The 17,267-nt window shown below is 70.0% G+C and carries 18 protein-coding genes and 1 tRNA gene; 11 read left to right on the forward strand and 8 right to left on the reverse strand.

Features of this window, described 5'->3' with window-relative positions; genetic code table 11:
- Positions 1–168: 168 nt before the first annotated feature.
- Positions 169–459: a single-stranded DNA-binding protein gene (locus AB0Q90_RS41240; protein WP_363165881.1), complete on the forward strand. Its 291-nt coding sequence runs from the start codon at positions 169–171 to the stop codon at positions 457–459.
- A gap of 414 nt (positions 460–873) precedes the next feature.
- Positions 874–1,491, forward strand: a complete 618-nt coding sequence (locus tag AB0Q90_RS41245) for a site-specific integrase (RefSeq protein WP_363165848.1) — start codon at positions 874–876, stop codon at positions 1,489–1,491.
- Between the two features lie 600 nt (positions 1,492–2,091).
- Here the strand turns inward: AB0Q90_RS41245 and AB0Q90_RS41250 are convergent.
- Positions 2,092–2,165 (reverse strand) — tRNA-Pro (locus AB0Q90_RS41250).
- A gap of 100 nt (positions 2,166–2,265) precedes the next feature.
- Between AB0Q90_RS41250 and AB0Q90_RS41255 the strand changes: the two genes are divergently transcribed.
- From AB0Q90_RS41255 to AB0Q90_RS41270, 4 genes are read left to right on the forward strand one after another with little or no spacing between them, the layout of a single operon-like run.
- A complete protein-coding gene (locus AB0Q90_RS41255) occupies positions 2,266–2,781 on the forward strand; it encodes a DUF309 domain-containing protein (RefSeq protein ID WP_363165849.1) in 516 nt (171 codons plus the stop codon).
- A 49-nt stretch (positions 2,782–2,830) separates the two neighbouring features.
- Entirely contained in the window at positions 2,831–3,604 is a 774-nt protein-coding gene (gene cobF / locus AB0Q90_RS41260) for a precorrin-6A synthase (deacetylating) (RefSeq protein ID WP_363165850.1), read from the forward strand.
- Between the two features lie 47 nt (positions 3,605–3,651).
- Positions 3,652–5,730 carry an MDR family MFS transporter gene (locus AB0Q90_RS41265; RefSeq protein WP_363165851.1) on the forward strand — a complete coding sequence of 693 codons (2,079 nt, stop codon included), beginning with the start codon at positions 3,652–3,654 and terminating at the stop codon, positions 5,728–5,730.
- Positions 5,731–5,774: 44 nt separating this feature from the next.
- Complete coding sequence (locus AB0Q90_RS41270) at positions 5,775–6,173, forward strand: hypothetical protein (RefSeq protein ID WP_363165852.1); 399 nt, start codon at positions 5,775–5,777, stop codon at positions 6,171–6,173.
- On the opposite strand, the gene AB0Q90_RS41275 is transcribed toward AB0Q90_RS41270, so the two are convergent.
- Positions 6,163–6,906 carry a cobalt-precorrin-6A reductase gene (locus AB0Q90_RS41275; protein WP_363165853.1) on the reverse strand — a complete coding sequence of 248 codons (744 nt, stop codon included), beginning with the start codon at positions 6,904–6,906 and terminating at the stop codon, positions 6,163–6,165. The genes AB0Q90_RS41270 and AB0Q90_RS41275 overlap by 11 nt on opposite strands.
- Before the next feature lie 176 nt (positions 6,907–7,082).
- Between AB0Q90_RS41275 and AB0Q90_RS41280 the strand changes: the two genes are divergently transcribed.
- Positions 7,083–8,417, forward strand: a complete 1,335-nt coding sequence (locus AB0Q90_RS41280) for a hypothetical protein (protein ID WP_363165882.1) — start codon at positions 7,083–7,085, stop codon at positions 8,415–8,417.
- Between the two features lie 26 nt (positions 8,418–8,443).
- Positions 8,444–9,229, forward strand: coding sequence for a TIGR01458 family HAD-type hydrolase (locus AB0Q90_RS41285; protein WP_363165854.1), 786 nt, complete (start codon positions 8,444–8,446; stop codon positions 9,227–9,229).
- Here AB0Q90_RS41285 and AB0Q90_RS41290 read toward each other — a convergent pair.
- Both AB0Q90_RS41290 and AB0Q90_RS41295 read right to left on the reverse strand, forming a co-directional pair.
- Positions 9,215–9,988, reverse strand: coding sequence for a sulfite exporter TauE/SafE family protein (locus AB0Q90_RS41290; protein ID WP_363165855.1), 774 nt, complete (start codon positions 9,986–9,988; stop codon positions 9,215–9,217). The two genes, AB0Q90_RS41285 and AB0Q90_RS41290, sit on opposite strands and share 15 nt — an antisense overlap.
- Before the next feature lie 126 nt (positions 9,989–10,114).
- Positions 10,115–10,912, reverse strand: a complete 798-nt coding sequence (locus AB0Q90_RS41295) for an alpha/beta hydrolase (protein ID WP_363165856.1) — start codon at positions 10,910–10,912, stop codon at positions 10,115–10,117.
- On the opposite strand from AB0Q90_RS41295, the gene AB0Q90_RS41300 reads away from it, so the two are divergent.
- Complete coding sequence (locus tag AB0Q90_RS41300; protein WP_363165857.1) at positions 10,881–11,225, forward strand: excalibur calcium-binding domain-containing protein; 345 nt, start codon at positions 10,881–10,883, stop codon at positions 11,223–11,225. The two genes, AB0Q90_RS41295 and AB0Q90_RS41300, sit on opposite strands and share 32 nt — an antisense overlap.
- A gap of 68 nt (positions 11,226–11,293) precedes the next feature.
- Here the strand turns inward: AB0Q90_RS41300 and AB0Q90_RS41305 are convergent, their stop codons facing one another.
- The 3 genes from AB0Q90_RS41305 to AB0Q90_RS41315 all read right to left on the reverse strand — a co-directional run bounded on the left by AB0Q90_RS41305 (position 11,294) and on the right by AB0Q90_RS41315 (position 14,806).
- Positions 11,294–11,521: a hypothetical protein gene (locus tag AB0Q90_RS41305; protein ID WP_363165858.1), complete on the reverse strand. Its 228-nt coding sequence runs from the start codon at positions 11,519–11,521 to the stop codon at positions 11,294–11,296.
- Positions 11,522–11,642: 121 nt separating this feature from the next.
- Positions 11,643–14,381, reverse strand: coding sequence for an ATP-binding protein (locus AB0Q90_RS41310; RefSeq protein WP_363165859.1), 2,739 nt, complete (start codon positions 14,379–14,381; stop codon positions 11,643–11,645).
- A gap of 11 nt (positions 14,382–14,392) precedes the next feature.
- Positions 14,393–14,806, reverse strand: coding sequence for a hypothetical protein (locus AB0Q90_RS41315; RefSeq protein WP_363165860.1), 414 nt, complete (start codon positions 14,804–14,806; stop codon positions 14,393–14,395).
- Positions 14,807–15,121: 315 nt separating this feature from the next.
- Between AB0Q90_RS41315 and AB0Q90_RS41320 the strand changes: the two genes are divergently transcribed.
- Both AB0Q90_RS41320 and AB0Q90_RS41325 read left to right on the forward strand, forming a co-directional pair.
- Positions 15,122–15,538, forward strand: a complete 417-nt coding sequence (locus AB0Q90_RS41320; RefSeq protein ID WP_363165861.1) for a hypothetical protein — start codon at positions 15,122–15,124, stop codon at positions 15,536–15,538.
- A 41-nt stretch (positions 15,539–15,579) separates the two neighbouring features.
- Positions 15,580–15,939, forward strand: a complete 360-nt coding sequence (locus tag AB0Q90_RS41325) for a hypothetical protein (protein WP_363165862.1) — start codon at positions 15,580–15,582, stop codon at positions 15,937–15,939.
- A 59-nt stretch (positions 15,940–15,998) separates the two neighbouring features.
- Here AB0Q90_RS41325 and AB0Q90_RS41330 read toward each other — a convergent pair whose 3' ends face one another.
- The gene (locus AB0Q90_RS41330) at positions 15,999–17,186 is read right to left on the reverse strand and encodes a thiolase family protein (protein ID WP_363165863.1); all 1,188 of its coding nucleotides are present in this window, start codon (positions 17,184–17,186) and stop codon (positions 15,999–16,001) included.
- Positions 17,187–17,267 lie beyond the last annotated feature (81 nt).

Consider the following 17,267-nt stretch of genomic DNA (forward strand, 5'->3'; position numbering starts at 1 on the left):
GCGAGGGCTGACGCCCTCGCCCCGGCCAAAACTTTGTACACACCTCTGCACTTGAGCCCGTACTTCCCTCTGCAGATGAGCTAGTACGCCGACACACAGGAACAGGAGCGAAGGAAGGCCACGGCCGACGCCGCGGAGACCAAGGAGGCTGACAGCCAGCGAGTCAAGCTGGTTGGCCGGCTCGGACGGACCCCAACCTTCCGAACCACCGCTTCAGGCAAGCTCATCGGGAAGTTCCCTCTCGCTGTCCACCTGGAGAACGGTGAGACGCAGTGGCACGACATCTTGGCTTTCGGCGACCGTGCAGTCGCCCTTCAGGAGCGAGCGGAAGCAGAAGAGCTCGTGAAGGGCCGTGAGGTCGAGGTCGTGGGCTACATGCACGAGCGGGAATACAAGGCACGAAACGGGGAAACCAAGAAGGCGCGGGAGATTAACTCAGTTGCGGTCAAACGTCGTTGAGGAGCACGCACTCCCGGATTCCCTCCGGTTCTCGTTCTACCATAATACGAGCGTGCTCTTCTTCTGCGCAGTCATTGGGACGGTTGCATCCGTCCCCTTTTTGCATCTTGACTCCAACGCCCCGATATGAGATATAGAAAGATATATGCCAGAAGGAGGGGAAGCACCTAGACCGTTACCAGATGCTGAGCAAGCCATTGCCAACATTCGCGCAGAATTATCTCAGACAGCGGATACCCCCGAGGATCCTACATTTTCACCTGCCCCAGAGATCAGTCAGGCTCGTAGCTCACACGAGGACTTAGCGCAAGACTCCGAGTCATATCGTGATCGATTTGAGCGAATGCTAGCTTTCTCTCCCGAAAGGCAGCGTCAGGAGATGCGCCCGAGCGGCGCCCCTGGGATGAGTCCGAGGTGAAGGCCTTCATCGAGGCGAGTAAGAACCACCGGCTTTTTGGCCCGATGCTCCTCACGCTCATTGCCGAGCGTCCCGCTGAGGTCTGCGGAGCACGCTGGAAAGAGGATGTTGACCTTGAAGGCTCGGGGACTATTGCCGTTGGTAACACCCGAACCATCGTCTACGACCGCAGTCAGCAGCGCGGTCTACGAAACAAGGTCGTAGAGAAAGAGCCCAAGACCGTAAACGGCAAGCGGGTCTTGCCGCTGCCCAAGCCTGTTCATAGCGCGCTCGTGGTGCTTCGTGGCCTCCAGGCGAAGGAGAAGGAGCGAGCAGGGGAGGCGTATGAGGATTCAGGTTATCTGGTGGTCGATGAGCTGGGTCGTCCGTTCAAGACGGACAAGCTCCGTCGTGAGGCACAGAAGCTGATGGAGGCAGCAGGCGTACGCAGGGTTCGTCTGTACGACGCGAGGCATGCTTGTCTGTCCTGGATGGCCAACAACGGCGTGCCCGACACGGTCGTCTCGGCCTGGGCTGGGCACAGCGACCTGTCCTTCACTAAGCGGGTCTACGTCCACCCTGACCCGCAAAGCCTCAAGGCCGGTTCGGAGAAGCTGAGCGAGCTGCTCGGGTGAGGCCGTGAGCAGCTCGCTCCTGTGTGCTTCCCACTTCTTTAGAGCACTGCGATCACCCCGATGCATACGAGCATCGAGGCGCCGAACGCTCCACCTCCATACAGCAGGGCTTCAAGCTCTGTCTTGCCAGTCGCCCCGGAGATCACCTTCGCTACCTGTGCGACTACGAGCGACACCACAACCGCTCCCAGAAGCAGTAATGCCTTGTTATCTCTAGACACTGCCTAGTTACTCCTACCTTGTTTTAATTGATCAAGGCTGGAGCAGTCAGGAGACAGTCGACACCTGCCTGCCCAGCCAAAGTTGACTGCTGCTGGTCATGGCGTCTGTCGCCTTCCTTGTCATGTGAGCGGCTTGGACTGCCTGTTCACGCCCTAGAGGACTGTCGCGAACCAGAGAGGCACCACCACGCTTCAGCGTGGTCCGCTCGCTTCAGGAAGCTATCGGAACGGGTTCATTGTGTGCAAATCTCATTACGCAGAGTGAGGGTCACCCATGGTGTGAGAAATCGTGAGACAAGAGCCCCAGAAATGATCAAGGGCCTCGTCTCACATTATGTGATCCAAGGCCCTGACCTGCGACTACATAGCTCTGTAGTAGTCGGGACGACAGGATTTGAACCTGCGACCCCTTGACCCCCAGTCAAGTGCGCTACCAAGCTGCGCCACGTCCCGATGCGCTCACCCGGAGTGATCCGCGTGATCGCGCGAACAGAACTTTACCCCACGCCGGGGGCGGCGCCGAAGGGGGCGCGGATCGCGGGACAATCGGCTCATGGGCAGTACTTCTTCGGGGCGGCCGGCCGACGCACGGGACCGGGACAACGAGGGGCGGGCGCGCAACGCGCGGCCCCGGGACGGGCTCGGGCGGCCGCTGCCGTACGGCGCGGACGGCGTGGACCGGCAGCCGGAGGGGGTCGTGCGGGCACCGGAGCGGACCGTCACCGAGGCGCAGGAGCTGCTGGACTCGGGCAAGCCGTTCCACGCGCACGAGGTCTTCGAGGACGCCTGGAAGTCGGGTCCGGAGGAGGAGCGCGCCCTGTGGCGCGGTCTGGCCCAGCTCGCGGTGGGCCTCACCCACGCGGCCCGCGGCAACACCACGGGCGGCGCCCGGCTGCTGCGGCGCGGGGCCGGGGCGCTGGAGGAGTGGACGTCCCTCTCGGCGCGGCGGCAGCCGTACGGGATGGACCTCGCGGGTGTGACGGCCTGGGCGCGGGAGCTGGCCGACATCGTCGAGGGCGGCTCGGCACCGGTGGACGCCGGGGAGCGGGCGCCGCGGCTGAGGCGGTGATCGCCGACGCGGTGTCCGGCCCGCCGGCCCCGTGCGGCAGACTCGGGGCGTGCGAAAGATTCATGTCATCGGTATCGGCGCGGGCGACCCCGACCAGCTGACCCTGCAGGCGGTCAGGGCGCTGCGGAGCACGGACGTGTTCTTCGTCCTCGACAAGGGCGAGGTGAAGTCGGACCTCACCGGGCTGCGCCGGGAGATGCTTCGGACGCATGTGCCGGAGGGGACGTACCGGATCGTCGAGGCGCGCGACCCCGAGCGGGACCGGGCCGCCGGCGGGAACGCCTACTCCCCCGCGGTCGGCGACTGGCGCAGCGCCCGTGCCGACATCTACGAGGGGCTGATCGCAGAGGAGCTCGGCGAGGACGAGACCGGCGCGTTCCTGGTGTGGGGCGACCCCGCGCTGTACGACAGCACGCTCGCCATCCTGGAGGAGGTGCTCGGCCGGGGCGCCGTGGACTTCGCGTACGACGTCGTTCCGGGCATCAGCAGCGTGTCCGCGCTCGTCGCCCGGCATCGGACCGGCCTCAACCGGGTCGCCCGCCCCGTCCAGATCACCACGGGCCGGCGGCTCGCCGAGGGCTTCCCCGAGGGCGTGGACGACGTGGTCGTGATGCTCGACGCGCACCAGACCTTCCGGCAGTACGCCGACCAGGACATCGACATCTACTGGGGCGCCTACATCGGCACCCCGGACGAGATCCTCGCCTCCGGCCCGATCGCCGAGGCCGCGCCCCGCATCGAGCGGCTGCGCGCCGAGGCCCGCGAGCGCAAGGGCTGGATCATGGACACGTATCTGCTGCGCCGCAACCCGGACCACACCTAAGGCCCGTCCCGCGTGCGCGGGCGACCCCCCGGTGTGATCGTGTCCTCGTGACCATCGCCGAGGAAACCGCACGTCCGCCCGCCGCAGAGCCTCCCGTGCTGGACGCGCGTCGGCGCAATGTCGTCTTCGTCACGATCATGCTGGGCATGCTGCTGGCCGCCCTGGACCAGACGATCGTCGGCACCGCCCTGCCGACGATCGTGTCGGATCTCGGCGGTGCCGCGCACATGTCGTGGGTGGTGACGTCGTATCTGCTCGCCGAGACCGTGGCGACCGTGCTGGTCGGCAAGTTCGGCGACCTGTTCGGCCGCAAGGTGGTCTTCCAGGTCTCGGCGATCGTGTTCATCACGGGCTCGTTCCTGTGCGGCCTCGCCGACAACATGACGCTGCTGATCGTGTGGCGGGCGATGCAGGGCATCGGCGCGGGCGGGCTCATGGTCACGTCGATGGCGCTGATCGCCGATGTGATCCCGCTGCGCGAGCGCGGCAAGTACCAGGGCGCGATCGGCGCGGTGTTCGGGGTGGCCACGGTCATCGGGCCGCTGCTGGGCGGGCTGTTCACCGACCATCTGTCCTGGCGCTGGGCGTTCTACGTCAACGTCCCCATCGCGATCGTCGTCGTCTTCGCCGCCGCCCGCACCATCCCCGTGGTGAAGTCGGCCTCCCGGCCCGTCATCGACTATCTCGGCATCGCGTTCGTCGCGATCGGTGCCAGTGCGCTGATCCTGGCCACGAGCTGGGGCGGCAACGAGTACGCATGGGGCTCCGGCGTCATCATCGGCCTGTTCGCCGGGGGTGTGATCGCGCTCGGCCTGTTCTGCTGGGTGGAGACGCGCGCGGCCGAACCGATGCTGCCCATGCGGCTGTTCTCCAACCCGGTGTTCACGGTCTGCTCGATCCTCAGCTTCATCGTCGGCTTCGCGATGCTCGGCGCGATGACGTACCTGCCGAGCTATCTCCAGTACGTCGACGGCGACTCGGCCACGGTCTCCGGTGTGCGGACGCTGCCGATGGTGATCGGCCTGCTCATCGCGTCGGTCTTCAGCGGCAACGTGGTCAGCAAGACCGGGAAGTACCGGGTGTTCCCGATCGCCGGCACCGCGGTGATGGGCCTCGGGCTCTATCTGATGTCCCTGATGGGGCCGTCGACCGGGGCCTGGCTGGAGTCCCTGTACATGTTCGTGCTGGGCACCGGCATCGGTCTGTCCATGCAGGTCCTTACGATCGCCGTGCAGAACACCGTCGAGTACGCCGACCTGGGCACCGCGACCTCGGGTGTCACCTTCTTCCGGACGCTGGGCAGTTCGTTCGGTACGGCCGTGTTCGGCACGATCTACACGAACGCGCTCAAGCCGAACCTCACCGAGGGCGTCCAGGCGGCCGCGGCGGTCGGCGGCGGGGATCCGGCGACCGTCGCCAAGGCGGCGACCAGCCCCGAGGGCGTGCACGAGCTGCCGTCGGACGTGGCCGCGCCGATCATCGACGCCTACGCGGACACGATCCAGACGGTGTTCCTGTGGACGGTGCCGGTCGCGGCGCTCGGCTTCGTCATCGCCCTGTTCCTCAAACAGGTCGAGCTGCGCGACAGCGCCCGAATGGGGTCCACGGACATGGGCGAGGGGTTCGCGCAGCCGCGCGGCGCCGACTCCCAGCAGGTCCTGGAGGCGTCCGTCGCGAAGATCATCGGCAGTACCGACCTCGACACCGCACGCCGTCTGCTCCAGTCCTCGGACACCCGGCTCGACGTGGCCGGGGCCTGGGCCGTGATGCAGGTCGAGCTGCTCACCCGGGTGGTGGGCCACGCCAGCCTCGGCCTGATCGCCGCCCGCCGTCACCTGCCGCCGGAGGTCCTGCTCCCGGTCTTCGACCGGATGGTGGACGAGGGCTATCTGACCCGCGACGGCTCGCTGCTGTCCCACACCGAGGCCGGTGCCCGGGAGGCCGGGGTCATCACCCGGGCCTGGGCGTCCTGGCTGGAGGACCGGGTCCAGCAGGACATCGGCCGCCCGTCCGGCACCGACCTGCGCGCCGCCGTCGACACGATCGCCAAGCGTCTGCTGGTCGAGGACCTGAGCACCGGCCTGCCGTCCCGGACCGCGCAGCCGGAGGCGACCGCGGTCGCCTGAAAAGGCGGATGCTCCAAGACGTCGTCCGCCGTCACACTGGGACCATGTCCGTCCGCTTCCACGATCCCGGCCTGACCGCCCAGCACTTCCGGGACTCGGTGCTCGTGCGCTGCCCGCGCTGCGACCGCATCGCCCACTTCGAGCGGTCCCGCGTGATCTGCCGGTCGTGCGGGCGGTGCGGGCCCGTCGGCCAGGGGCCCTGGCCGGGCCTGTGGCTCCGGGCGGAGACCCGGCACGGCGAGCTGTGGGCCTACAACCTCGCACACCTTGACCTGATCAGGCAGTTCGTCGCGGCGGACCTACGGGAGCGCGGCACCTCGTACGAGCGCGCCCGGAACACGACCTGCGTCGCCAGGCTGCCCGCCTGGATGAAGAGCGCCAAGAACCGTGCCGAAGTGCTGCGGGTGATCGACCGGTTGCGGGCCTCGGTCATCACGGGCTGAGGTCCAGCCGTTCCAGCACCCCGGCCACGTCCGGCACCGCGACGACGTCCGCCGGCAGCGGCGGGCGTACGACGACCACCACCGGCAGCGCGAGGTGCCGTGCGGCGGTGAGTTTGGCGGCCGTCGCCGTGCCGCCGCTGTCCTTGGTGACCACCACGTCGATGAGGTGCGTGGACAGCAGAGCGGTCTCGTCGTCGACCGTGAACGGGCCCCGCGCCAGCAGGACTTCGGTGCGCGGTGGCAGCGGCGGCTCTGGGGGCTCCACGGACCGTACGACGAAGTGCAGATCCGTCAGATGGGCGAAGGCCGCGAGGCCGAGGCGGCCCGTGGTGAGGAACACCCGCCGGCCGAGCCCCGGCAGCAGGTCGGCGGCCGCGTCCAGGGAGGCGACCGGGTGCCAGCGGTCCTCGGGGCCGGGCCGCCAGCCGGGACGGCGCAGCACGACCGCCGGGACGCCGGTCGCCGCCGCGGCGCGGGCCGCGTTCGCGGTGATGGCCGCGGCGAAGGGGTGGGTGGCGTCCACGAGTGCGTCCACGCGCTGTTCGCGCAGCCACTCGGCGAGCCCGTCCGCGCCGCCGAAGCCCCCGATGCGCACGTCCCCGGTGACGGCTCCGGGCCGGGTCACTCGGCCCGCGAGCGAGGTGGTGACACGGACGCCGGGGAGCGCGGTGAGCGCGGCGGCGAGTTCGCGGGCCTCGGTGGTGCCGCCGAGGATCAGGACGTGCGGGGACATGCGCCGAGCCTACGGCGGCGAACTCTATGAACAGAAACGATCAGACGGTGTTGCTCCTCCCCCGCCCTCCCTAGCATCGCGGCCCACGGCGCAAGGGTGCGCCGCGGAGAGCGAGGAGCAGCGTCTTGAGCAGCACACGGAGACGGGGACTGGCCGCCTGCCTCGCGGCCCTGGCCATCGGCGCGTCGACCGGCGCCCCACCGGCCCACGCGGGCACCACCGCACCGGTGTCCGCCGCCTGCCCGGCGGAACTCGCCGACAGGGCCACCTGTTACACCGGCCAGGACGCGAACGGCGCCCACTACGCCATCGCCGTCCCGCACGGCTGGAACGGCTCCCTCGTCGTGCACGCCCACGGCGGCCCCGACCTCGGCGCGGGCTCCGACCCCGGCCGCAGCCTCGACGACCTGGGCCGCTGGTCGGTGCTGGTGGACCAGGGGTACGCGTGGGCGGGGTCGTCGTACCGCCGCGGCGGCTACGGCACCCGCATGGCCGCCGCGGACACCGAGAACGTACGCCGTGCGTTCGTCGAGGAGTTCGGCGAGCCGGAACGGACGTATGTGCACGGCCAGTCCTGGGGCGGGAACGTCGCCGCGAAGGTCGCGGAGACGTACGACGCCTATGACGGGGCGCTGCTCACCAACGGCGTCCTGGCCGGCGGCTCGCGCGGCTACGACTACCGCGTCGACCTGCGCGTGGTCTACCAGTACTACTGCCGCAACCACCCGCGCCCGAGCGAGCCGCAGTACCCGTTGTGGCAGGGGCTGCGCGCCGACTCGACGATGACCTCCGCCGGGCTGCGCGCCCGGCTCCAGGAGTGCACGGGCTACGCCTCGGCCCCGCAGGAGCGGACGGCGGTGCAGCAGCGCAACCTCGACGACATCCTCGCCGTCACCGGGATCCCGGAGCGCACCCTGGAGTCGCATCTGCGGTTCGCGACCTTCACGTTCCGCGACATCGTGCACGAACGCCTGGGCGGTCGTAACCCGTTCGGCAACCGGGGTGTGTGGTACTCCGGTTCGCACGACGACCAGGCGCTGAACGCCGGTGTCGAGCGGTTCGCCGCCGATCCGACGGCCGTGCGCGACCTGTCGTACGACAGTGATCTGACCGGCGAGGTCGCCATTCCCGTGCTCACCCTGCATGCGATCGACGATCCGACGGCGTTCGTCGAGCACGAGGCCGCGTACCGGGAGACGCTCCAAGGGGCGGGCAGGGAGCGGTACTTGGTGCAGACGTTCACCCGCGAACGGGAGCACAGCGAGTTGAGCGGTGCCGAGTACGCGGCGTCGATCGCGGCCCTCGACCAGTGGGTGCGTACGGGGGTCCGGCCGACGGCACGGTCCGTGGCGGAGGCGTGCGTGGGCGGCTGCTTCTACGACCCCGAATTCCGGCCTGCTCCGTACGCCTCGCGTGTCGAGCCCCGGCCGGGCGGGCTGCGGTGGCCCGCGATGACGGGGGCGCAGGAGGAGGCGTGGAGTCGTGTCGCGGGGGTCGGGATCGCGCCCTGAAGCCTCCGGATCGCTAGGGTCCGGGCATGGAATCCGTGCGTGCCGTGCTCATCGACATCGACGGTGTCCTCACCGTCTCGTGGCAGCCGCTCCCCGGTGCGGTGGAGGCGTTGCGGGAGCTACGCGAGGCCGGACTGGGGGTCGCGCTGGTCACCAACACGACCTCGCGGACGCGGGCGTCGATCGCCCGCACGCTGACGGACGCGGGGTTCCCGGTGTCGGCGCAGGACATCCTGACGGCGCCCTCGGTGACGGCGGCGTATCTCGCCGAGCACTTCCCGGGGGCGCGGTGCGCGCTGCTGAACAGCGGTGATGTCGCGGAGGACCTGGAGGGGGTCACGCTGGTCGACGAGGACCCGGACGTCGTCATCGTCGGCGGCGCCGGGGAGGAGTTCGGCTACGCGGCACTGAACCGGGCCTTCGGGCACCTTCAGCGCGGGGCCCGGCTGGTCGCCATGCACCGCAACCTGTACTGGCGCACCGACGCTGGGCTGCAGCTCGACTCCGGCGCCTTCCTGGCCGGTCTGGAGCAGGCGGCGCGTACCGAGGCCGAGATCACGGGCAAGCCGTCGGCGGCGTTCTTCGAGGCGGCGCTGGCCCGACTGGGGGTGGGCGCGGGCGAGGCGTTGATGGTCGGGGACGACGTCGAGTCGGACGTACTGGCGGCCCAGCGGGCCGGGATCACCGGGGTGCTGGTCAGGACCGGCAAGTTCCTCCCGGAGACCCTGCGCGAGGCGAGCGGCACACCCGACCAAGTCATTGACTCCTTCGCCGACCTGCCGGAGCTGCTGCGGGGGTCAGGGCAGCAGTAGCTGCACCCCGCCCACCACGGTCGCGGCGATGACGAGCTGCTCGAACAGGCGCTGGTTGATCCGGTGCACAGCCCATTTGCCGATCAGCGCACCGGGCACGACGAACAGCACGAGCGCCGCGTCCAGCAGCAGCGAGGAGCCGTCGATCAGGCCGAGGCCCACGCTGAAGGGCACCTTGGAGACGTTGACGATCAGGAAGAAGAAGGCGGAGGTCCCGAGGAAGCCGAGCTTCCGGAAGCCCGCCGAGAGCAGATACATCGACATCACCGGGCCACCGGCGTTGGCGACCATGGTGGTGAAGCCGCCGAGGACGCCGTAGGAGCGGGCCTTGATCCGGCCGCCGCGGGTGAGGACCGCGTCCGGGCTCCGCTCGGCGTCGGCCGCGCGCCGCCGCCACACCGTCACCGCGGCCATGAACAGCAGGATCGCGCCGATCGAGGTCCGTACGATCCCGTCGTCCGCCCACATCAGGAACAGCGTGCCCGCGACCACGCCCCCGGCCACCGCCGGGAACAGCCGCCACAACGTGGGCCAGTGGGCGTGCCGCCGGTAGGTGAGAACCGCGAGCACATCCCCGGCGATCAGGATCGGAAGCAGTACGCCGGTGGAGGCGCGGGCGGGCAGCACAGCGGCGAAGATCGCCAGGCTGACGGTGTTGGCCCCGCTCACGGCCGTCTTGGAGAAGCCGACGAGCAGCGCGGCGGCGGCGAGAGCGGCGAACTCCCAGCCGGTGATGTTCCAGAGTGTCATCGTGTCCATGCGGGGACCGATGCTATGTCCATGCATCCGGCATGGGTAAGGGCGGTCTCGCCAGATGGCGCCTAGTGCTCCAGTCCGACCTCGCGATCTTGCGCCCGGACGGCGCCGCGACGGCACAGCCGGTGGCTATGTGCGCCCGCGTAGGAGCGGCCTGATGGTCCGGACGAGCTCATCCGGGTGGTCGAACTGCGGTGTGTGCGAGCCGGGCGTCCGTACCACCTCGACCCCCGCCCGCGCGGCCAGCCACGCGGCGACCTCGTGGAAGAAGCCCGGTGAATCCTCGCTGACCAGGACATGGGCAGGCGTGGTGATGCCGGCGAGCGCCGAATCGTCAGGGCGATAGGACTCGAACGTACCCAGCTCCATGCCGACCAGCGTCTCACCGTTGGACGTCATTCTGTCGCGCAGGCCCGTGGGCAGACGATCCCAGGTCTCATCGCCCACTGCCAGGCGGAAGAAGCGGTCGACGGCTCCCGGAGGCCCGCCCTGTGCCATCCCCTCCTGAACGGCCGCCCCCACGCTCGCCTGCGCCGCCACCGGGTCGTCCAACACCGAGATCATCGGAGGCTCGTGCAATACCGCGGAGCGGACCACGCCAGGCCGGCGGAGCAACAGGTCGAGGGCAAAGATCGCCCCGTAGCTGTTGCCGTAGACGGCGGCGGGAGCGAGCCCCAGGCCAGAGAGGAGCGCCGCCGCGTCGTCGACCTGCTCGGCCACCGACGTCGTCTCCCAGCCGTCGGGACAGGGACTGCGCGAGTTGCCTCGCCGGTCGTAGGTGAGCACGGTGAACTCATCGGCGAGCAGGTCCGCAACGCGCTCGAAATGTCCGGCATCACCGGTCGCGCCAGAGATGAACATGACCGGCGGGCCGGCGCCCCGCAGCTCGTAGTAGATGTCCGCCCCGTTCACCGCGATCGACGACACGGCGACCTCCTGCACTTGTTGCCCGGCCTCGCCTGCTTCGCAGGATGCTGCCAGCCTCACTGACAGCGCGGAGGGGGCGCGGCGAACGGTGTCACCTGCGAATGGGCGCGTCGAGCGGCCGAACGGCAGTGGTTTACTGCTCCGTCCGCGTTTCTCGTACGCCGGCTTCCTGAAGAAGGGCAGCGCCTACTGCACCAACTGCACCGAAGCCCGCGCCGCTGGAGCCGCGCCCGTCTACGCAGGCGACCCCGGTACGGACGGCACCTCGACCGCTGTGGGGACGGTGTCGCCTGCGAGAGCTGACAGGTCATGAACGCCCAAGTCCGAGCATGACCTTGCAGCCCCCGCCGCCCGCACGGCGCGGACAGCGGGACTCAGCGATCAGGCCAGTCGGTAGACGGCCTGGTTCGGATCCGGCCTCACGATCAGGCCGTCCTCGGCGAGTTCGCGCAGCCTGCTACGGGCGGCCTTGCCCGCGGCCTCATCGCTCGTCGGCTCGTAGCCGGCGACGCGCAAGGCCAGGACGGCGCGTTGCGTGTCCCATGTACCGCCGAGGGCCTCAATCACTGCGGCGAGCGCCTGCTTGTGCGTCAGTGCCGTATCCGTCATCAGCATCCTCCCCTTCGGAAACCGCCACAGCATGGCATGCCGAATCGCCCCCTGCAGATGACCGGGTCACAAGGGCAACACTCAAAGCGCTCTCGTACGCACGGTTCGCCTGTGGGCATGCTCACCAGTGGTCGACCAGAAGGCCGTTCTCCCTGAACCGGGAGAACGTCGGGTAGTAGAGGCTCCCGTCCCCGATGCCCTGGGCCAGCCGCACGATCCGCAGCGCCGCGCGCTTCGCGTCCCTGCGCCGCCCGGAAGCCTTGAGGGCCAGGGCGACGGCGACACCGGCGGACACCTGTCGCTCCGGTTCGCCCGCTGCGACGGCCGCGTCCTCCGCCTGGGTGGAGGCAGTGACCGCCTCCTGCACCCGGCTCAGCCTCAGCAGGCTGTGTGCGAGCAGGGTCTTGGCCTGCGCCACTGCCGACAGGTCCCGGTCCGTAGCGAACAGGGCGGCGGCCCGCCGCGCCGCGACGACGGCCGAGTCGTGGTCGTCGAGCGCCGCACGGGCCGCCGACAGGTTGACCAGCGTTCGCCCCAGATACCTGCGCCGTTTCAGGCTTTCGTGTGCGTTGACGACCTCCTCGTCGAGACCGGTCAGCAGGCTGTCGTAGGCGCCGATCGCCTCCTCATACAGGCCGGTCGCCTCGGCGTAGTGACCGGCCTCGTGACGCAGCTCGGCAAAATGGGTGAGAGCCGTCGCCACCTGCTCGGGGGAGGCCAAGGCCCTCCAGGCCGTCAGAGACAGGTGTGCGGCGCGGGCCAGATGGCCGGACAGGTCGCTCAGTCGCTCCCGCTGGTCCACAGCCGTCCTCGCCACGTCGAACGCGGTCGTCGTCAGCAGGCGGCAGACGTGCTCCCGCCGCGCGGCGTCGGCGGTGGCGTCGGCGAAGGAGGTCGTGAAAGGTTCCAGGGCGGCGTCGAGACGGTCCAGGGCCGCGACGATGCGACCTTGGAGGACCCAATGACGCGCCTTCACCAGGTGTGTGAGGGCCTCCAGCAGGCCGTCCCCGTGGAGCCGGGCCAGACGCAGCGCGTTCCTGAGGGGCGCGGTCACCAGGAACTTGTCGAGGGCCGCCACGGACGCCGTGCGGGCGATCTCGTGCAACAGCGGGACGACAGCGAGCTGTTCAGTGCCCGCCGACCGGTCGACGACCTCCTGGGCGGTCCGCCAGAGGGCGATGACCTGGTCGCGGGCCACGTGCCTGTCGTGGACCAGAGACCAACGCAGCGCCCCGGCGTCGAAGTCCAGCAGCTGCCGCGCCGCCGTGTCGTGCTCGGACAGCCGCGCTCCCAGCTCCCACGCCCGGCCCACCAGGGCCCACGGGGTGCTGTGGGCGTCGGTCGACGCCGACGCCACGTCCGCGATGCGGTCGGCGACCGCCGCCAGTTCGCCCAACTCGCCGCGATGCCGGTGCAGATGCACGAAACATTCCAGGATGCGGAGCGCGGCGTCGGCGTCGTCGAACGTCACCCCCAGGCCGATCGCCGCCTGCAGATTGGGCAGCTCCTGGTCGAACCACGCCAACGCGTTCCGCACGGGCTCCGACTCCTCGGCCGTGCGCCCGCCGCGCAGCACCTGCCCGGCTTCAGTCGCCCTGACCGCGTAGTCGTTCAACAACCTGTCCGATGGGCCTTGTTGATCGTCCCCGTTGCTCGCCATCAGCTCGATGGCGTAGTCACGGATGAGGTCGTGCTGCCGCCAGGCGCCCGCGCCGACATGCTCGATCATGTGGGCCCGGCCCAGCTCGTGCAGCAGGGGACGTGCCTCGGGCGTGGGGAGGTCCAGGAGTCGGGAGGCGGTCTCGATGCCGAAGTGGGGGCCGGGGTTGAGTGGCAGCAGCCGGAACAGCCGGGCCGGGTCGGCTGGCAGCCGGCGGTACGACAGGTCGAAGGCGGCCCGCACGGCGCGCTCCCCGTCGTCCAGCACGTCGAGCCTGCTGTGTGCCCGCGCCAGCTCGTCCGCCAGCTCGCTGGGCCCCAGCCCGGGGGCACCCGCCAGCAGGGCCGTGGCGATGTGGAGCGCCAGCGGCAGATGCCCGCACAGGTCGCACAGCCGTTCCAGGCCCGCCCGGTCGTCGTGGAGGCGGGCGTCCCAGCTCGACAACTGCTCCAACTGCCGTCTGACCAGTGTCAGCGAGTCCGCTCCGGCCAGCGTCCTGAGGTCCAGCGTGCGCGAGCCCCGTACGGCCAGCGTGTGCCGTGACGTGATCAGCACCCGGTGTCGGCGGGACCGCGGCAGCAGGGCGGCGATTTGCTCGCTCGTGGAGGCGTTGTCCAGCACGAGCAGGACGCTGCGGCCCCGTTCCGCGAGGTCGTCGAGCAGCCGGTGGTACTGCACCGCCTGATGCTGCGGGGCGACCGTGTCCGCGGCTCCCTCCTGCAGCGCGTGCAGCAGGGGGCCGTACATCTGGTGCGGCCGCACGCGCTGCTCGGGCTGGAGGGCGTAGCCGTTGAGGTCGGCGAAGACCGCGCCGCCGGGGAACCAGCCGCGGGACACCGCCTCGGCGGCGCCGACCCGGGCCAGCGCGGTCTTGCCGATCCCGGCGAGCCCGGCCACGGCCGACACCACCACCATCGCGGACGCCTCGTGTGTGGGGTCCAGCACGCCGAGGACGGACTCCACCTCGGCGTCCCGGCCGACGAAGACCTCCCCGACCGCCTCCGCGGTCGGCTGGACGCGCTCCACCAGGGCCACCGCGTCCGGCACCTGCGCATGGTGGTGCACCTCGGTGATCCGCACGTCGTGCCCGGCCTGGACGACCCTGCCGCCCGAGGTCGCGAGGGCGGTCAGCCGTACCGCGTCGGCGGGCGTGCGGCTGTCGAATCCGTCGGACCTGTCAGATCTGTCGGGCGACGCCACCGGCCGCTCCGTCAGCGCTCGGTGATGTTGATGTCGCGGCCCGACTGGTAGACGCGGCCGCCGTCGGTCGCCCTGGCCTGCATCCGGATCGAGCCGATGGACGGCGCGGAAGGCGCGGAGTCGAGGCGCTGTGTCAGCCGGTGCAGTTCCTGGGCCAGTTCCTCGGTCCGCACAGCGTCGGCGAGCAGCAGATCCAGCAGTCTGCGCTGCCACAGCGCGGTCAGCTCACCGGTGGTCGACGGGGTGTCGTCGGCCAGCAGCACCGTGCGGGCCTCGGCCAGCTCGTCGTCCACGGCCGGCGCCTCCTCGGGACGTACTCGCCGCCACAGCGAGACCACCCCGGTCCGCGCCTGCAGCCACGCGTCCGTGGCCATCGCGGCGACCAGCGCCGACCCCGCCAGTTGTGCGACCGTACTCGGATCCATGCCCTGCCCCCGTGCCGCTCGTACCTCGTCGCCTGCCAACACAGCCTAGATCGAGTCGAGTTGGATGTCAGTCGGTTCGGCAGCGGTGGCTTCACCGTACGAGTTCGTCCGCCGGCAGGTCCATCAGCGGGCCGTCGTGCCAGGTGCCGTCGGCGCCGCGTTCAGACACCTGGTCGCGGACGGGTGAGCAGATTCCGGACATCCCGCGTCGCAACGTGACCAACCGTCAGGCCGTCTCCCGTCGGCGGGCGGCGAACACCAGTCCCTTACTTCTGCGGGTGCGGCCAGCACTGATCTCAAGACATCGGAGTGCACGTGCGCCTCTTCGACACCCGTCGCCGCAAGATCATCGGTGCAGCCGCCGGGTTGGGCCTCGCCGGCACGGCCGGCTACGCCGTCGCGGACGCCGGAACCACGGCCAACCGAGTGGAAACCTTCTACGCGCAGGCCGCGGTCTTCGCCTCCGCGAACGGCACGATCAATCTGCAGCACAACACCGAGACGGTCACCAGGGCCAGCCTCGGCAGGTACTGCGTCAAGGTCACCGCCGACGCGAACATCGACGTGCCGAAGACCATTCCCGTCGTCACCGAGCACACGAGCGTCGGGGACGCATGGGCCATCGCCACCCCGACTTCCCAGTGCGGCAACGCCGCCGACACGTACTTCGTACAAACCCACGACGGCCAGGGGCAGTTGGCCGACAGGGCGTTCAAGCTCCTCGTGCCCTGACCGCCGCTACGGCATGCGCGGCCGCTACCGTCACCGTCGCCGTGGCGGCCACGGAGACTCCTGCCCGGGCGCCCTTCGCTCAGGCAGCCGCCCTCGTCGACACTGACGGCTCCCTGCTTCAGGCCAAGGGCATCAAGGCCGTTACCAGGCCTACGACCGGCATCTACTGCATCACGTTCAAGGACGACCGGCTCACCCCGGACAAGCTCATCGTCCAGGCGACGCTCATCGCGGCGGGAGACTCGACCAACCCCACATCCGGCACTCCGCGTGGCTCCACGATCCTGGTGCGCACCCACCCGTTCGCCGACTGCGGCAACGACCCGGCAGCGATCACCGTCGCAACCATGAACGAGGCCAACGATCTCTTCGACCTGCCGTTCTTCGTGACGGTCGCCTGACGTTGCCGCCGGCGCCCCACATCACCTGTTCACGTGCCGTGGGGCGTTGTTCATGGCGTCTAATGCCGCTCGACCAGCACCGCGCTCCCCTGCCCCACGCCCACGCACATCGTGGCGAGCCCGCGGTGTGCGCCCGTGCGGCGCATGCGGTGCAGCAGGGTGGTCAGGATGCGGGCGCCGGAGCAGCCCAGCGGGTGGCCGAGGGCGATGGCGCCGCCGCTGGGGTTGACCAGGTCCGGGTCGATGCCGAGGCGGTCGACGCAGGCGAGGGCCTGGGCCGCGAACGCCTCGTTGAACTCGGCCTCCTGGAGCTCGTCGACGCCCCATCCGGCGCGGGCCAGCGCCTTCTGCGTGGCGGGGACCGGCCCGATGCCCATCACATCGGGGTGGACGCCCGCGGAGGCGCCGGCGACATAACGGCCGAGCGACTCCAGGCCGAGGTCGTTGAGGGCCTCCTCGCTGACCAGGAGGAGCCCCGCGGCACCGTCGTTCATCGGCGAGGCGTTGCCCGCGGTGACCGTGCCGCCCTCGCGGAAGACGGGCCTGAGCCGCGCGAGCTTCTCGTACGAGGTGTCCTCGCGGATGCACTCGTCGCTGTCCACGACGACGCCGTCCGGGCGCTCGACGGGCAGGAGTTCGTCGTCGAAGTGGCCGTTCTTGCGGGCGTCGGCGGCCCGGCGGTGGCTGCGCAGCGCGAACTCGTCCTGCCGCTCGCGCGCGATGCCGTACCGCTCGGCGACCTCCTCGGCGGTCTCGCCCATGGACAGCAGACCGTGCAGTTCCTTCATGGCCGGGTTGACCAGGCGCCAGCCGAGGCGCGTGTCGGCGGTCTCGATGCGGTGCGGCAGGGCCTCGTCGGGGCGGGGCAGCACGAAGGGGGCGCGGCTCATCGACTCCGAGCCGCCCGCGAGCACGATGTCCGCCTCGCCTGCGGCGATGGTGCGGGCCGCGGTGGTGACGGCCTCCAGGCCGGAGGCGCACAGCCGGTTGACGGTGGCGCCGGGCACCGACTCGGGCAGGCCGGCCAGCAGCGCGGCCATGCGGGCGACGTTGCGGTTGTCCTCGCCCGCCTGGTTGGCCGCGCCCCAGTACACGTCGTCGATGCGCGCCGGGTCGAGCGCGGGCAGATCGGCGACCAGACCGCGGATCACCTGCGCGGCAAGGTCGTCGGGGCGGACGGAGGACAGGGCTCCGCGCAGCTTGCCGATGGGCGTGCGGCGGGCGGCCGCGAAGTGGACGGGACGCACGACAGAACTCCTGACCGACAGCGCTGGCGGTCTCTCGATCGGCCTTGACCAGCGACTCTCTTAATTAGCACTGCTAGTTTT

Origin of the sequence: Streptomyces sp. NPDC079141 (genome assembly GCF_040686775.1) — a bacterium.
In the GTDB taxonomy this organism is placed as follows: Bacteria; Actinomycetota; Actinomycetes; order Streptomycetales; family Streptomycetaceae; genus Streptomyces.

Excerpts from the sequence above, each read along its gene's own strand:
- AB0Q90_RS41255 (WP_363165849.1), top strand. The coding sequence starts at position 2,266 with ATGGGCAGTACTTCTTCGGGGCGGCCGGCCGACGCACGGGACCGGGAC.
- AB0Q90_RS41270 (WP_363165852.1), top strand. The coding sequence starts at position 5,775 with ATGTCCGTCCGCTTCCACGATCCCGGCCTGACCGCCCAGCACTTCCGG.
- AB0Q90_RS41275 (WP_363165853.1), bottom strand. The coding sequence starts at position 6,906 with ATGTCCCCGCACGTCCTGATCCTCGGCGGCACCACCGAGGCCCGCGAA.
- AB0Q90_RS41285 (WP_363165854.1), top strand. The coding sequence starts at position 8,444 with ATGGAATCCGTGCGTGCCGTGCTCATCGACATCGACGGTGTCCTCACC.
- AB0Q90_RS41290 (WP_363165855.1), bottom strand. The coding sequence starts at position 9,988 with ATGGACACGATGACACTCTGGAACATCACCGGCTGGGAGTTCGCCGCT.
- AB0Q90_RS41300 (WP_363165857.1), top strand. The coding sequence starts at position 10,881 with ATGTCCGCCCCGTTCACCGCGATCGACGACACGGCGACCTCCTGCACT.
- AB0Q90_RS41305 (WP_363165858.1), bottom strand. The coding sequence starts at position 11,521 with ATGACGGATACGGCACTGACGCACAAGCAGGCGCTCGCCGCAGTGATT.
- AB0Q90_RS41315 (WP_363165860.1), bottom strand. The coding sequence starts at position 14,806 with ATGGATCCGAGTACGGTCGCACAACTGGCGGGGTCGGCGCTGGTCGCC.